Here is a 14,511-nt window from a genome sequence, read left to right on the forward strand (position 1 = left end):
TTGATCACTCCTTCACTGCAAGTTGACGTTCCCACTCTTCATAAAAGGCACGGTCCATCTCAGGTAACTTGACTTCGAGTTGGACAAGTAACGCCCCACGATGACCATTCGCTTGACTCAGACCACGATTTGGAATCCGGAGTCGTGCTCCTGGTTTCGTGCCCGGTTTGACTTTCAGTTTGATTCGTTTCCCTTCAAGCGTATCTACGACGACTTCGCCTCCGAGCACAAGCGTCGTCGGATGAACACGGGCGGTTGAAATGACGTCTTGGTCGACCCGTCGGAACTGATCGTCATCCTTCAAGTGAATCGTCACGTAAACATCTCCCGCGACACCTTGTCGGTTACGCATCGAACTTTTTCCACGTAAGCGAACTTTTTTACCGTCATAGACGTCTTTCGGAAGCTTCAGCTGGATCGAACCCGTCGCAAGACGCACCGTGACTTTTTCGTTCGTACTAAGATGACTGAGTGGGACCGTCAATTCAAGCTCTTCATCGGTCGACACTTCTTCCTGACTAAAGAACGAACCAAACATGTCTTCAAATCCGAACGATTGTCCAGGTCGTGTCCGTCCACCACCTCCGAACTGTCGGAACAGATCTTCGTAATCTCCAGCGCCACCAGCTCCAGCGCCTGCCATCTGGTCGAAGTTACTGCCGTATCGATCATACTGCGCTCGTTTTTCCTCATCTCCAAGCACATCGAAGGCTTCTTGGATATCCTTGAAACGCTGGTCCGCACTCGCCTCTTTATTGACGTCCGGGTGATACTGCTTCGCCAATTTGCGGTACGCGCGCTTAATATCTTGATTCGATGCATCCTTTGCGACACCGAGTGTTTGGTAGTAGTCTTTTGCCATTCGAATTCACTTCCTTTTCCTATACTTCATTACCTTAATTATAAAAGTCATATCTTAATTGGTCAAATATAGTCAAACTTTTTTCTGACATTCTGTTCTCTTTTCACTTTACGTCCTTGCGATAAACAAGTTTCACCGACTGAACCATGTTATACTGATAGCCAAACAGGAAATGAACGATGGGAGGATTTACAGATGGACGGTAAAACACGTAAAAATATCACGCCTGGTCTTAAAGTCAGCATCGTGTTGAAGCAAGATCAACGAACAGGTAAACGAACAGAAGGAATCGTCAAAGACCTTCTCACGAAATCACCGCAGCATCCGCATGGGATTAAAGTGCGCTTAGAAGACGGTCAAGTCGGTCGTGTTCAAGAAATTTTAGGATAAAAAGACAGCAATCGCTCGCCCTGATTCCTTTTCGGAGTCAAGACGAGCGATTTTTTTCATGCTTCAGTCGCTTGTTCTAAATACCGCCACGTCGCTTCGACGAGAATACGCGCTGCATCGAGCATCGCCGGCTCCTTAAAATCAAACTGCGGATGATGATGCGGTGGATACGAAGCATCTCCCGCTCCTGTAAAGAAGAACGCGCCCGGTACGTGTTGCAGATAATAAGCAAAATCCTCGCCACCCATCGTTGGTTCGATCTCAAATACACGCTCGTCTCCTAGAACTTCTCGTGCGACAGATTCAATCAATGCGGTGGGTGCAGCATGGTTGATGACAGCTGGATAGCCTTTTTCGTATGTAAAGTGATACGTTGCTCCGACTGCCTCACAGATTCCTTTGATCGTCCGCTCCATCCGCTCGATGATCTCGTCCGCTGTCGCTTCATCAAACGTCCGGACCGTTCCTGTCAACGTCGCTTGATCCGCGATGACATTAAACGTATTCCCCGCATGTAATGTTCCGACGGTCACGACTGTCGGTTCCAGTGGATTGAGTTGACGACTGACGATTGATTGTAATTCCTTAACGATCGTTGCCCCGAGTAAGACAGCATCAATCGTCTCATGTGGTTTCGCACCGTGTCCGCCTTTTCCATATAAGGTCAGCTCGAACTTATCAGCCGCTGCCATGATCGGACCGGTCCGAACACCGACATGTCCTAAATCGATTGTTGACCAAAGATGCGTTCCGAAGATGACATCGACCCCTTCGAGACAACCGTCCGCAATCATATCGCGTGCACCGCCCGGAACGACTTCTTCCGCATGTTGATGAATCAAGACGACGTTCCCCGGTAATGATTCCCGCTGTTGCATGAGCGTCTCTGCGACGGCCAGCAACGTCGCCGTATGACCATCGTGACCGCATGCATGCATCACACCCGGAACCGTTGACCGATACGCGACCTCTTTAGCGTCAGCAATCGGTAAGGCATCAAAGTCAGCACGTAACGCGACGGTCTTCCCCGGTTTTCCTCCACGAATATACCCGACGACACCACGTCCGCCGACCTCCGTCCTGACTTCGATTCCGAGCGCTTTTAAATGTTGCGCGATATAACGCGGGGTCTCGACTTCGTGAAACGACAACTCTGGGTGCTGATGTAAATAACGACGGCGCTCGACCATTTCTGGATACAACGCGTCTAGTCCGGCAGTTCGTTCTGACATATATGTATCCCCCTTATTTCTTTTGATGCAGTGTCTTAACGCTTTCTCGCGTGTATTGAAGACGTTCGAGTGTGTCTTCATAATGTCCCGCAGCATACGATAAGAACAAGACATCGATCGCAAATAGTTGGGCGAGACGTGAACTGAGCGCTGCACTACGAAGCGGCGCTTCCGGTGCGCGTGATGTCCAAAGCGCGATATCCGCGAGTTGGCTGATCCGATTGTCCCCGAAACGTGTCAGACTGATGACCTTCAGCCCTTGGATTTTCGCCAAACGGATCAACTCGACGACCTCTTCCGTTTCTCCGCTGTAGGAAATCGCAAAGAAGACATCTTCTTTACGTGCATTCGCTAAGATCGTCGCAAGTAGATGCTGGTCCGTTTCTTGAATCGCTAGTTTCCCGACACGCGTCCATTTTTGAGCAGCGTCTTCAGCTACGACATGCGATGCCCCAATCCCGTAAAAATAAATCGCGCGTGCCTGATCAATCACATCAATCGCATCCGCAATCCGTTCATCATTCAACTGCTTCGCAGTATCCTGTAACGCTTGAATGCTGTTACTAAGCGTTTTTTCAATCAAGTCGACAGGACGTTCATCCTTTTCGATATCGTGATACCCTTTTAAATCCGTCCGTGCTGTATCGGCAGAAATGCGCATCCGCAACTCCGGGTATCCCTTTAATCCGAGCGCGCGGCAGAAGCGGACGACTGCAGCGGCACTTGTATCTGATTCCTCTGCAAGTTGGTGGATCGTCATGCGCGCAATTTGGTTCATATGCGTCAAGACATAGTCTGCGACTTTTCGTGAGGATGATGGTAGTTCCTCTCGAACTGCACCGATTTGTGAATAGATACCGCCTTTCATCTAAATCTCCCCTTTATCCTCTTCTTCTTAAAAGAACTGACGATTCATCACTTACCGCGTCGTTCCTGTTTGTAGAACTGTTCTTCTTTCATTATGCTCTCTCCTACTAGCTTTCGTAAATCTAAAAAATGGGAAAGTGAAACAAAATACCATTCTTCTTCCATACCCTTCCTTTCTTATTCATATACTTCTCTCTTTCAGCGTCCGTTATATAAAAAAAGCGACATTCCGTCCATTGGAGGAATGTCGCTTCATAAAGTAAATCGAGAAATCAGCGAATCTTGACGATCGGTTTCTTTGTATCCGGATCGAGGAATAGCATCGCTTCCGTATCCCCGTTCAAGTTCGTCACAGTAATCGTCGTTGGAATGTTTCGATTATACTCCCAACGATTCTCAAGCAGATACGTCACGTACTGAACGAATGCGACGAGTTCTGCTTTTCCGTAAAATTGAACGGGAATCTTCATCTCAAGCTTTTTCAGTTCATCTTCTTGATAGAAGCCTTCCCCCATCATACCAGTGTAGTTCGGGAAGTAGTCTTCTAGACGGTCTTTGAATAAATCGAATTTCGCCGCATCATCCCGCACATCATTCGTCGCACGTGCCGACGGGTAGTAATAATAGCGCTCATTGTAGTTTTTCCAGTCGTTCGCACTGATTTGATTCCCGCGACCGATGAAGGCAGACGAGAGATAGTGACCGGAAACCGGTGACCCTTCTTTTTCCTGGAGGTAGAGAGCGACGTGAATCGGTGTCGTCTTCATCCCTTGTGTCTTACGCATCTTCTTGACTAAATCATTCGCCATCCGCTTTCCTTCAGCAACGACTTTCTTTTCATCAAGTTTAACGGTATAGGTTGGTCCATAGTTTTCATCTTGGAACACATACTCACTATTTAAGACAAGCGCAATCGACGTGCCACCGAGTTCGAGTTTCTTATCTTCTTCAAGCATGTAGTCTTGCTCTAAGATATGCGATAGAATCATAGGTGACTTTTGATTTTTTTCTTTATACGACTTACCAGACGTATAAGCTGGGTTCAGACCTTCAGGATCGCTGACGCCATCGCCTGCTTTTCCTTTTCGCAATAACCATTTCGCGATTTGGTCGGCTTCGAGTAACTGACCTTCTTGGTAATAGTATTTTTCCGGATCAAAAAACTGTGTCGAGTGACGCATTAAACCCGTTTCGATTTCATCAAGCTCAAGACGTGAACTGACACGTTTTTGTGTCATTCCACGTGCAACACTTGGACGAAACGGCAAGACCGTCCGGTAGTACGAATCCGTCGTATCAATGGCTGGACTGACAACGGCTTGGACTTCCTTACCTTGTTCACTTTCAGTAATGACTTCTTTCGTATCGCTCGTTGGCGAAAGGTCGAACGAACAAGCACCTAAAAATAACGTGCTCGATAACGTCAACGCTACTGCTGTTTTATAGTTCATCTCTATTTGCACCCCATGTTTTTAAATCGTTCTCTTTATCATAACAGAATCGTTTTCCATCGGGGAAGGACAAGTTTTTCCCTGATTTTTAAAAAAGACGATGCGCCTTAGCGTATCCGAAAGGACTTTTTCTCATGACACGTCGTAAATTCATCGGTCTGCTTTTTTTACTCGCAGGCATCGCTCTGATCGCTTGGCCCTTCATCAGTGACTATCAGCGTGAACAAGAGGCAGCCAATTTAAAAGAACAATGGACAAAAAGTTTGAAGACCGTCGATGCAAAAGAGACGAAACAACCGCTCGCAAAATCAGGTGTTGGACTGCTATCGATTCCAAGCATAGATTTCGAGCAAGTCATCTTAGAAGGCTCGACGACAGCGGTCTTAGACCGTAGTATCGGTCATATTCCAGAAACCGGATCACCCGGAAAAGGCAATTATGCGCTCGCCGGACACCGAAGTTTCACGGAAGGGCTTCATTTCAATCGCCTGCCTGACGTCAAAAAAGGCGATACCGTCGTCGTCACGACAAAAACACATCGGTATACGTACCGCATCACATCCAGTCGTCTTGTCACACCGACGACATTGTCCGTCCTCGATCAATCTGTCGCTTCCCCAACCATCACATTAATCACCTGTGATCCACCAGAAACGGCAACGAATCGTCTCATCAAACAAGGTACTTTGATTCGGAGCGAGACGATTGCTTCGTGACAAGGATGAACACGAAAAAAGGAAGGCGGAATTCCGCCTTCCTTTTTATTTGATTGTTCTCATTCATTCTTCTCACGCTTCGTGTTTAGCTAATTCTTCTAACAGACGCGCTTCATCCCAAATTTCGATACCAAGCGATTCCGCTTTCGTCAGTTTAGAGCCTGCCTTTTCCCCTGCGACGAGTACGTCCGTCTTTTTACTGACACTTCCTGTCACATCGGCTCCGAGTGCTTCGAGTCGTTTACCGGCCTCTGACCGTTTTAAGCTCTCGAGCGTCCCCGTCAAGACGATCGTTTTGCCGCCGAGCGGTGCATTCGTCTGATCGACCCGTTCCCCAAGGAAACGTTGATTGACGCCGAGTTGTTCCAAATCACGAATCAATGCCTGTGCTTCCGGATGCTCGAAGTACTTCACGATTGAATCTGCGATTTTCCCCCCAATGCCATCGATTGCGACAATCTCATCGTAGCTTGCAGCCGCAATCCCTGCTAACGAATCAAAACGTTCCGCTAAGAGATACGCCGCTTTTTGACCGACGAGTCGGATTCCGAGACCAAATAAGAGACGCTCGACCGAGTTCTGTTTCGAGGCTTCGATCGCCGCAAGTAATTTATCGACGGACGTCTCACCCATGCGGTCAAACGTCAATAATTCCTCACGATCGAGTCGATATAAATCGGCAATCGTCCGGATCGCTTCATGGTCATACAATTGACGAACGACTTTTTCACCGAGACCGTCAATGTTCATCGCTTGACGCGAAACGAAGTGAATGATGCCTTCCATCAATTGCGCTGGGCATTCCGGACTGACACAGCGGATGTCCACTTCACCTTCGAGACGGACAAGTTCCGACTGACAGGCCGGACAATGCGTCGGGAAGACGATCGGTGTCTCTTCTCCCGTTCGCTCTGCCGTGACGACTTGTACGACTGCCGGGATGACATCGCCCGCTTTTTTAATGATGACCGAGTCCTGAAGGCGGATATCTTTTTCAGCGATGAAGTCGGCGTTGTGTAGTGTCGCATATGTCACCGTCGATCCCGCGACGACGACCGGTGCAAAACGGGCACGAGGCGTGACTTTCCCGGTCCGACCGACACTGAAATCAACGTCTTCGACTGTCGTCATGACTTCTTCCGCCGCGAACTTATAGGCTGTCGCGAAGCGGGGACTTTTTGCTGTGAAGCCGAGCTCTTCCTGATCATCGTATCGATCGACTTTCAAGACGATTCCGTCGATCTCATATGGCAGGCTCGCGCGTGCTTCCGTCCAGTGCGCGATGTAGGCAAGAATCTCTTCCACCGTCTCACACGTCTGCATATGTTGATTGGTCGGTAACCCAAGTGAGGCAAGTTGTGCCATCGCTTCGCTATGTGAACGGGCCGTCAACGTATTGACACCGACGCCATACACGAATAACGACAGATTACGCGACGCTGTGATTGACGAATCCAGCTGACGCAGACTACCTGCGGCCGCGTTACGCGGATTCGCGAACAATGTCTCTTCTCGGCTAGCCCGGTCTTCATTCAAGCGTTCGAACGATTGTTTCGGCATGTAAGCCTCACCGCGGACTTCGACCGTCTCTTCCGCCTGCAAACGCAGCGGTAACGCTTTGATCGTCCGTAGATTCTGCGTGATATTTTCGCCGACTGTTCCATCGCCACGCGTCGCCCCACGGACGAATCGCCCGTCTTCGTATTTCAGCGAGATGGCAAGTCCATCGAATTTCAGTTCGGCGACATACGTCGTCGAACGTCCGAGCGACCGCTCAATCCGAGCGACCCATTCGCGAATTTCCGTCTCATCAAAGACGTTTCCGAGCGACAGCATCGGTAAATCATGCGTCACCTTCTCGAACGCTTCGAGCGGTGCCGCGCCGACGCGTTGCGTCGGCGAATCCGGTGTGATCAGTTCTGGATGCTCTGTTTCTAACTCCGTCAGTTCACGAAGCAATTGATCGTACGTCGCATCCGGTACCGTTGGTTGATCCAGTACGTAGTATTCGTAGCTGTATCGGTTCAATGTTTGACGAATCTCATCTATACGCTGGCTTGCGTCCATCCGTGGACCTCCCGTCATACCTTTTTAATCGGTGCGAATTTCGCGAGCAATCGTTTGATTCCGACTGCTGGGAATGCGATATCGATTTCAAGATTATCCCCTTCACCACGAGTCTGGACGACTGTACCGAGTCCCCATTTCCCGTGCTCTGCCTTATCTCCGACCGACCAACCGAGCGTTTCCGCACCTGACGTCTTCATTGCTGTCGGTTTACTGATCGAGCGACCGATGACGGCCTTGCCTTGCGGGACAGGACGGTCTTCCCATGGGAGTGGCTTCGCTTTTTTACCTGTCCGCTCGATGACGACTTCCGGCAGCTCTGCTAGGAACCGTGATTCTTGGTTCGCGTTCGTCCGTCCATAAAGGGAGCGCATCCGCGCATGTGACAAGTAAAGGCGCTTCTCAGCACGTGTGATCCCGACATACGCGAGGCGACGTTCTTCTTCCATCTCGTCTTCATCTTGAAGCGAGCGGCTATGTGGGAACAATCCTTCCTCCATCCCAATCAAGAAGACGACAGGGAACTCGAGTCCTTTTGCCGAGTGAAGCGTCATCAACGTGATTTGTTCTTCCGGATCCGTCTCGTCGAGTGAATCGACATCAGCGACGAGTGTCAAATCAGTCAAGAAGGCGATGATCGTCCGGTCTTCTGGATCGGCTTTCGCCGTCTCCTTCTCAAAGTTTTGTGCAACGGTGATGAACTCGTTGATGTTCTCGAGACGACTCTGCGCTTCAAGTGTCTTATCTTCCTTCAGTACTTGGCGGTAGCCTGATTTCTCGAGCACTTCTTCGACTAGTTCCGACAGGCTGATGAATTCTTGCATTTGGCTGAGTCCGAGAATCATCGTCCGGAAATCCGTCAGCTTCGCTGCTGTCTTTGGTGCGATACTCGACAATTCGATATCGCGAATCGCTTCCATCAATGACACACCTTGTAAGTCGGCGAAATCACGCAGCTTATCAATCGTCGTCGCACCAATCCCGCGTTTTGGTTCGTTGACGATCCGCGCGAAGGACAGGTCTTCATCTGGATTCGAAATCAATCGGAGATAAGCAAGCACGTCCTTGATCTCTTTACGATCGTAGAACTTCGTGCCACCGATCATTTTGTACGGAACGTTCGACTTAAGAAGCGTTTCCTCGATCGCACGCGATTGTGCATTCGTCCGGTACAGAATCGCGATATCGCTCAGTTTCATCCCGTAACGAAGCGAGTTCCGAATCTCCTGGACGATATAAAAGGCTTCTTCCCGCTCATTCTCCGCCGTATGAACGACGAGCTTCTCGCCTTCATCATTATCCGTCCAAAGTTTCTTATCTTTGCGTGTCGAGTTGTTTTGGATGACATGGTTGGCTGCTTCCAAGATTCGTTTGGAAGAACGGTAGTTTTGCTCGAGTAAGATGACAGCTGCATTCGGATAGTCCTCTTCGAACGAGAGGATGTTCGCGATGTCAGCACCACGCCAGCGATAGATCGACTGATCCGAGTCCCCAACGACACAGAGATTCTGATGTCCCGATGCTAACAGGTTGACGAGATCATACTGGGCCTTGTTCGTATCTTGATACTCATCGACATGAATGTAGCGGAATTTCTTCTGATAGTAAGCAAGGACATCCGGACTCTTCTTGAACAATTCCGTCGTTTTTCCGATCAAATCATCAAAGTCGAGCGCGTTGTTCCGGCGTAAGACCGCTTCATATCCTTTATAGATTTCAGCAACTGTCTTTTCATACGGGCTCGTCACGATCGAGGCGTAGAATTCAGCACTGCGTAATTCATTTTTCTGTGACGAGATGATCGTCAGCATCGAACGTGGATCCCATTTTTTTGGATCCAAGTTTTGTTCCTTTAAGACGAGCTTGATCGCCGACTGCTGATCACTTGAATCAAGAATCGTGAAGTTGCGATCGTACCCAAGCTGATCGATGTCACGACGTAACATCCGGACACACATCGAGTGGAAGGTCGAAACCCAAATATCATTCGCGACACCACCGACCAAACGACCGATCCGGTCTCGCATTTCCCGCGCCGCCTTGTTCGTGAACGTAATCGCGAGGATGTTCCACGGTGCGACTTGTTTAGCCGCCATCAAATAAGCGACCCGATGTGTCAGGACGCGTGTCTTCCCGGAACCGGCTCCTGCCATGATCAGCAGTGGACCTTCCGTATGCTTGACTGCTCTTGCTTGCTCAGGGTTTAGTCCACTGACGAGCTGTTCACTCAAATTAAACATATCAATAGCCTCATTTCTTATATCCCGAACTTTTGTTCCTATATTTTATCGTGTCGCTGCGACGGTCGCAAGCGCTGCTTTTAAATCCTCATAAATGACGTTCCCGACGACGATCGTATCCGCATACTGTAGCATCTCACGCGCTCGCTCTTCGGAGTCGATTCCTCCACCGTAAAACAGGCATGCCTGCTTCAAGACATCGCGAACGGCTGCGACTCGTTCCGGTTCTCCGTAAACGCCACTGTATTCGAGATACACGACAGGTAGACGGAAGACGCTATCCGCTAACTGCGCATAAGCGACGGTCTCATCTAATGTTAGCGGTTTTGCTTGTGTCACATGCGCGACTTTCGCATCAGGATTCAGGACGATATACCCTTCCCCGACAAGATCAGCATGCGCCAGCATATGACCGACTTGTTCTAACGCCTCGACTTGTTTTTCGACGACGTACTCTAATGTACCCGCATTCAGGACCGTCGGTGTCAGATACGTATCAAATCCCATCGTTGCGGCTTCGAGTTCAGAAATCTCGAGTGCCACTGCGACTGGATACCGGCGCAAACGCATCAAGAGATCAAGCGTCGCATCGAGTGTGATGTCATCTGTTCCACCGACAAGAATCGCATCCGTTCCGGACGTCGCAATCGCCTGCAGGCTAGCATCATCAATTGGTTTTGCTGGATCTAGTTTAAAGACATGTCGCCATTCATTAAAAGGTAATAACACGGTTCGTCCCATCCTCTCTTTCTCATTCCACATTCAGTATAAAACAAAAAACCATCTCGCGCAGAGCGAGATGGTCAGACGTGTGTCCGTCGTTTCGTCAATAACGATGCGAGTAACAACGCAAAGACGGCATATACCGGCACGAACGCCCACGGTTCTGCCAAAAAGAAGCCGAGTACCGGAACGTCCAGTAACGGCGAATCCGGTGAACAGAGTGCTCGGCCGTTGACGAGCGCCAAAAACGGTAAGACAGGAACAGCAAAGATATAGGCGAAGTTGATCCAAAAGGCACGTTTCATAAAAGAGCCTCCTTATCCGATGATGACGGATTCCTTCGGATAGTTGTAGTTACGTTTCGGTTGGTTCGCTTTCAGGAGAAGAACGAACGAGATGACACCGATTCGACCGATGAACATCAACACGGACAACGTCCATTTTCCGATATCCGATAGTTGATCCGTGATGCCGAGCGATAGACCGGTCGTTCCGAACGCTGAACAGGCTTCAAAAAACAGCACGAGGAACGGGGCATCTTCGACAAGCAATAAGACGATCAATCCGACCATCGTCACACCAGTCGAGACGACGATGACGACGAAGGCTTTCCAGATGTCTGACTGACCAATCTCACGACCGAAGATTTTGATCCCGTATTCGCCTCGGATGAAGGCGATGACACTCAAGACGGCGACGGCGAACGTCGTCGTTCGAATCCCCCCACCAACGGAAGACGGTGACGCTCCGATGAACATCAAGAGCGACAAGACGAAAATCGATGCCTGCGAGAAGGACGTGATGTCGACCGTCGTCAATCCCCCGTTTCGGGTCGTGACGGATTGGAACAAAGCGTCGACGAGCTTCTCATCGATCGGTAAACCTTTAAAGGATTGGTTCCATTCAAATAGCAGCAATGCTACCGTTCCGAATAGGACGAGAATGAAGAACGTTGACGCCGTCAATTTTGTAAACAGTGAAAAATGATACGGTTGACGTGTCGCTTGGCGTGTCGCCCGGTACGAGATGTAGCGCCGGACTTCGACGAGTACCGGAAAGCCGATCGCACCAAGCGTCAGCAACAAAATTTGCATGAACACGACGAATAAATCACCCCGAAATGGTAGTAACGATTCACCCGTGATATCAAAACCAGCATTCGTCGTCGCACTGACCGATCCGAACAGTCCTTGAAGCATCGCTTCTCCGAGTGTCGGAAAATATTTCGTGTAATATAGTCCGAGAATCAAAGCCCCGATCAATTCAATCGAGACGATGATCAAGATGACTTCGCGAATGTATTTGACGACCCCTTGCATCGTCGTCTGGTTCTGATCTCGGACGACAAGCTGGCGTTCCCGAAAGCCGATTCGTTTTCCGAGGATGACCCACATCGCGATATGAAGCGACATCAAACCGATTCCGCTGACTTGTACTAAAATCATGATCATGAAGTAACCGAACGTCGTGAAGGTTTCTGAGACCGAGACCGTCGTCAAACCCGTGACACTGACACAACTAACCGCCATGAAGACAAGGTCCGTGAAGTCCCAGTCGTAATTTCCTTTCGTCGACCACGGCAGACCGAGCAGAATGATTCCGATGATGACAGCAACGAAGTAGATGATGACGAGTGACTGGATGGGCGTCAACTTTCGAATGAAATGTTGAATTCTTTGTTGTAACGCAAAATCCAATGTGACACGCCCCCCTTCATAGAAGTAGCGGATAACATTAGTTATCCGCTACTTCTTGCTCGATAAGACCTAGGCGGGCAAGCGCCAGATCATAACCGCCCGAACCGTAGTTCAAGCAACGTTTGACACGCGAGATCGTTGCTGTTGAAGCACCGGTCGCCTTTTCGATTTTGTGATACGTATTGCCTTCACGTAATTGACGTGCGACTTCAAGACGTTGGGCGAGCGCCTGGATTTCGTTGACGGTCGCTAAGTCTTCGAACAACGTATAACAATCTTCTAATGAATTCATCTTCATGATGGCTGTAAATAACTGATCCAATTCTTTTCCACGCAATTTATCGAGTTGCATCTTGTGACTCCCTTTCCCATTCAATTGCTCTTTAATAGTTTAAAGCGCGACGTTTTAAAATTCAAGCATCATCGCAAAATCGCTGGGAAAAGGACTTTTTTCCGAAGGACTTCGTATATTCCCTGCGGCGTGATCCGCACATATGGCAAGTGAGTTGACGCTAGGAATAGCAACGTATAGACAGGATCTTCAAACGCATAACCGCGTTCGAACAAGGCTTCCCGTAGAGCGGTTTCCTGAACAATCAAATCTTCGAGTGGCAAGTCGGACGTCTGCCCCATCAAGGTCAACGGAACTTCAGCGATGACTTCTCCGTCCTCGACGAGAACGATTCCGCCGCCGAACGCTTTCATTCGATCAAACGCGACTTGCATGTCTCGTTTCGATTTACCGATCATCAAGATATCACCGCTAATCGAGTACGAACTGACGAGACCACCGACTTGTGTCGCAAAGTTTTTCAGAACGGTATTCAGTCGCCACTTCCCTTCCCGGTCGAGTAACATCAGGAAGGATTCATCACATCCTGTCGGTAGCACAGGCACACTTGTATCGTGTTCGACTTGATAGAGCTTCATGATGACGGAATTGACCATCTCAAGACCAACCGGCATGCTAAACGAAAAATCCTGTTCCGTTAAGGAAACCTGGACTTCCGAGCGTGGCATGAGCGCATAGACAGCATCAAGCGCTTCTGCCGGGTAACAGGGGATGTCGGCTTGACGGACCCATGTGCCGCGCGCAAGTACGGCGACAGGTGTCGGTGCATCTTTTGCCTCAAGGAAATTGAGATGCGCGATTCGTCCTGGTGCGATACTCCCGAGTAGATGATCGAGATTAAAATGACGCGCTGCATTGTACGACGCGATCCGGTACGCTTCTTCGACCGGGATGCCTGCCTCGAGCATCAATCGGATCGTCTCATCCATCATGCCTGCCTTATAAAAGGACGGCGTTGAACCATCTGTCGTCACTAGCACCTTACCGAACTGCGTCAACCCTGCTTCGACGAGACCTTTAAAGATACCCGGTAGATCTGGACGAATCGATGAATAACGAATTGTCGTCGTATAGCCAAGTTCAAGACGTGTCATCGCTTCTTCGACCGTCATCGCTTCGTGATCGCTCGTCACGCCATACAGCGCCATCTTCGTCAGCGTCTTCGCTGAAGCACCAGGGAAATGACCTTCGATCGGTTTTCCGAGTTTGATCGCATCCTGCATCCAATGGAGCAATTCATCGTCCCCTTGCGAGAGACGTGGCCATCCCGTCAACTCACCTGCTTGGATGACTTGTGGATGCTTGAGCCACGCTTGAATCCGGCGATTATCGATCGAGATACTGTCGGCATCAAGCTCGGTTTGTGCGTCGAGTCGTGCCCACCAGTACATCGAGGTCGGTAAGTCTGCTAGCGCCTCAACTTGAGCAAACGCTTGCTCCGTCGGCTCTAATAATAACAACATATTGTCGTTGACGAGCGTCGATGTTCCCCGCTCTGCTGCGAATTTTGCAAGACTCGCTGGATTGTAAAGTTGGAACGGATGGGCATGGGGTTCAATGTAACCGGGTACGATATATTGACCTGTCGCATCATGGTACGCATCGGCTTGTTCCGGCATCTCTGGACCGACATAGACGATCCGGTCGCCACTAATCCAGATGTTCGCCGTCCGCCATGCTTTGACACCATGATTCAGGTAAGTGGCATTCTGTATGACAAGTGTCGGTGCAAGCTTTCCGCTGATGACCGCTTGGTGTGTTCGTACTTCAGATTTCGTCCAAGGGGATCTTCCACAATTTTTTTTCACGAAAGCTCGACCTCCTTTGTTTTATTGAAAACGCTTTCTTATAGTTCTTATACTAAAATGTTGCTAAGTAAGTTTCAAGAAGTTTTGCCCCGTTCCGGATTCATTT

The 14,511-nt window shown here is 49.4% G+C and carries 13 protein-coding genes; 2 read left to right on the forward strand and 11 right to left on the reverse strand.

Features of this window, described 5'->3' with window-relative positions:
• Nucleotides 1–4: 4 nt before the first annotated feature.
• The gene (locus KNQ14_RS13510) at nucleotides 5–862 is read right to left on the reverse strand and encodes a DnaJ C-terminal domain-containing protein (RefSeq protein WP_214749772.1); all 858 of its coding nucleotides are present in this window, start codon (nucleotides 860–862) and stop codon (nucleotides 5–7) included.
• Between the two features lie 195 nt (nucleotides 863–1,057).
• Between KNQ14_RS13510 and KNQ14_RS13515 the strand changes: the two genes are divergently transcribed.
• Nucleotides 1,058–1,252 carry a YwbE family protein gene (locus KNQ14_RS13515; RefSeq protein WP_023467094.1) on the forward strand — a complete coding sequence of 65 codons (195 nt, stop codon included), beginning with the start codon at nucleotides 1,058–1,060 and terminating at the stop codon, nucleotides 1,250–1,252.
• 56 nt (nucleotides 1,253–1,308) lie between these two features.
• On the opposite strand, the gene KNQ14_RS13520 is transcribed toward KNQ14_RS13515, so the two are convergent.
• From KNQ14_RS13520 to KNQ14_RS13530, 3 genes are all read right to left on the reverse strand, one after another.
• Nucleotides 1,309–2,484 (reverse strand): M20 metallopeptidase family protein, encoded by a 1,176-nt coding sequence (locus KNQ14_RS13520; RefSeq protein ID WP_214749775.1) that lies wholly within the window; start codon nucleotides 2,482–2,484, stop codon nucleotides 1,309–1,311.
• Between the two features lie 13 nt (nucleotides 2,485–2,497).
• Nucleotides 2,498–3,352 carry a MurR/RpiR family transcriptional regulator gene (locus KNQ14_RS13525; protein WP_050678993.1) on the reverse strand — a complete coding sequence of 285 codons (855 nt, stop codon included), beginning with the start codon at nucleotides 3,350–3,352 and terminating at the stop codon, nucleotides 2,498–2,500.
• 271 nt (nucleotides 3,353–3,623) lie between these two features.
• On the reverse strand, nucleotides 3,624–4,802 hold the full coding sequence (locus KNQ14_RS13530) for a CamS family sex pheromone protein (protein ID WP_023467087.1): 1,179 nt from the start codon (nucleotides 4,800–4,802) through the stop codon (nucleotides 3,624–3,626).
• Nucleotides 4,803–4,936: 134 nt separating this feature from the next.
• Between KNQ14_RS13530 and KNQ14_RS13535 the strand changes: the two genes are divergently transcribed.
• Nucleotides 4,937–5,518, forward strand: coding sequence for a class D sortase (locus KNQ14_RS13535; RefSeq protein WP_023467085.1), 582 nt, complete (start codon nucleotides 4,937–4,939; stop codon nucleotides 5,516–5,518).
• A gap of 72 nt (nucleotides 5,519–5,590) precedes the next feature.
• On the opposite strand, the gene ligA is transcribed toward KNQ14_RS13535, so the two are convergent.
• The 7 genes from ligA to KNQ14_RS13570 form a co-directional block, all read right to left on the reverse strand.
• Complete coding sequence (gene ligA / locus KNQ14_RS13540; RefSeq protein WP_047394971.1) at nucleotides 5,591–7,585, reverse strand: NAD-dependent DNA ligase LigA; 1,995 nt, start codon at nucleotides 7,583–7,585, stop codon at nucleotides 5,591–5,593.
• Between the two features lie 14 nt (nucleotides 7,586–7,599).
• Nucleotides 7,600–9,825: a DNA helicase PcrA gene (gene pcrA, locus KNQ14_RS13545; protein ID WP_214861322.1), complete on the reverse strand. Its 2,226-nt coding sequence runs from the start codon at nucleotides 9,823–9,825 to the stop codon at nucleotides 7,600–7,602.
• 45 nt (nucleotides 9,826–9,870) lie between these two features.
• Nucleotides 9,871–10,566, reverse strand: a complete 696-nt coding sequence (pcrB, locus tag KNQ14_RS13550) for a heptaprenylglyceryl phosphate synthase (RefSeq protein ID WP_214861323.1) — start codon at nucleotides 10,564–10,566, stop codon at nucleotides 9,871–9,873.
• 62 nt (nucleotides 10,567–10,628) lie between these two features.
• Nucleotides 10,629–10,853, reverse strand: a complete 225-nt coding sequence (locus KNQ14_RS13555; RefSeq protein ID WP_035398958.1) for a hypothetical protein — start codon at nucleotides 10,851–10,853, stop codon at nucleotides 10,629–10,631.
• A 12-nt stretch (nucleotides 10,854–10,865) separates the two neighbouring features.
• On the reverse strand, nucleotides 10,866–12,245 hold the full coding sequence (locus tag KNQ14_RS13560) for a TrkH family potassium uptake protein (RefSeq protein ID WP_035398960.1): 1,380 nt from the start codon (nucleotides 12,243–12,245) through the stop codon (nucleotides 10,866–10,868).
• A 37-nt stretch (nucleotides 12,246–12,282) separates the two neighbouring features.
• Nucleotides 12,283–12,597: a YerC/YecD family TrpR-related protein gene (locus KNQ14_RS13565; RefSeq protein WP_214861324.1), complete on the reverse strand. Its 315-nt coding sequence runs from the start codon at nucleotides 12,595–12,597 to the stop codon at nucleotides 12,283–12,285.
• A gap of 68 nt (nucleotides 12,598–12,665) precedes the next feature.
• Nucleotides 12,666–14,405 carry an adenine deaminase C-terminal domain-containing protein gene (locus KNQ14_RS13570; protein ID WP_214861325.1) on the reverse strand — a complete coding sequence of 580 codons (1,740 nt, stop codon included), beginning with the start codon at nucleotides 14,403–14,405 and terminating at the stop codon, nucleotides 12,666–12,668.
• Nucleotides 14,406–14,511 lie beyond the last annotated feature (106 nt).

Source organism: Exiguobacterium sp. s161, assembly GCF_018619045.1.
Lineage (GTDB): Bacteria > Bacillota > Bacilli > Exiguobacteriales > Exiguobacteriaceae > Exiguobacterium_A > Exiguobacterium_A indicum.

Coding starts and splice junctions, on each gene's coding strand:
- KNQ14_RS13565 (WP_214861324.1), bottom strand. CDS start 12,597: ATGCAACTCGATAAATTGCGTGGAAAAGAATTGGATCAGTTATTTACA.
- KNQ14_RS13535 (WP_023467085.1), top strand. CDS start 4,937: ATGACACGTCGTAAATTCATCGGTCTGCTTTTTTTACTCGCAGGCATC.
- KNQ14_RS13530 (WP_023467087.1), bottom strand. CDS start 4,802: ATGAACTATAAAACAGCAGTAGCGTTGACGTTATCGAGCACGTTATTT.
- ligA (WP_047394971.1), bottom strand. CDS start 7,585: ATGGACGCAAGCCAGCGTATAGATGAGATTCGTCAAACATTGAACCGA.
- KNQ14_RS13555 (WP_035398958.1), bottom strand. CDS start 10,853: ATGAAACGTGCCTTTTGGATCAACTTCGCCTATATCTTTGCTGTTCCT.
- KNQ14_RS13510 (WP_214749772.1), bottom strand. CDS start 862: ATGGCAAAAGACTACTACCAAACACTCGGTGTCGCAAAGGATGCATCG.
- pcrB (WP_214861323.1), bottom strand. CDS start 10,566: ATGGGACGAACCGTGTTATTACCTTTTAATGAATGGCGACATGTCTTT.
- pcrA (WP_214861322.1), bottom strand. CDS start 9,825: ATGTTTAATTTGAGTGAACAGCTCGTCAGTGGACTAAACCCTGAGCAA.
- KNQ14_RS13520 (WP_214749775.1), bottom strand. CDS start 2,484: ATGTCAGAACGAACTGCCGGACTAGACGCGTTGTATCCAGAAATGGTC.
- KNQ14_RS13525 (WP_050678993.1), bottom strand. CDS start 3,352: ATGAAAGGCGGTATCTATTCACAAATCGGTGCAGTTCGAGAGGAACTA.
- KNQ14_RS13515 (WP_023467094.1), top strand. CDS start 1,058: ATGGACGGTAAAACACGTAAAAATATCACGCCTGGTCTTAAAGTCAGC.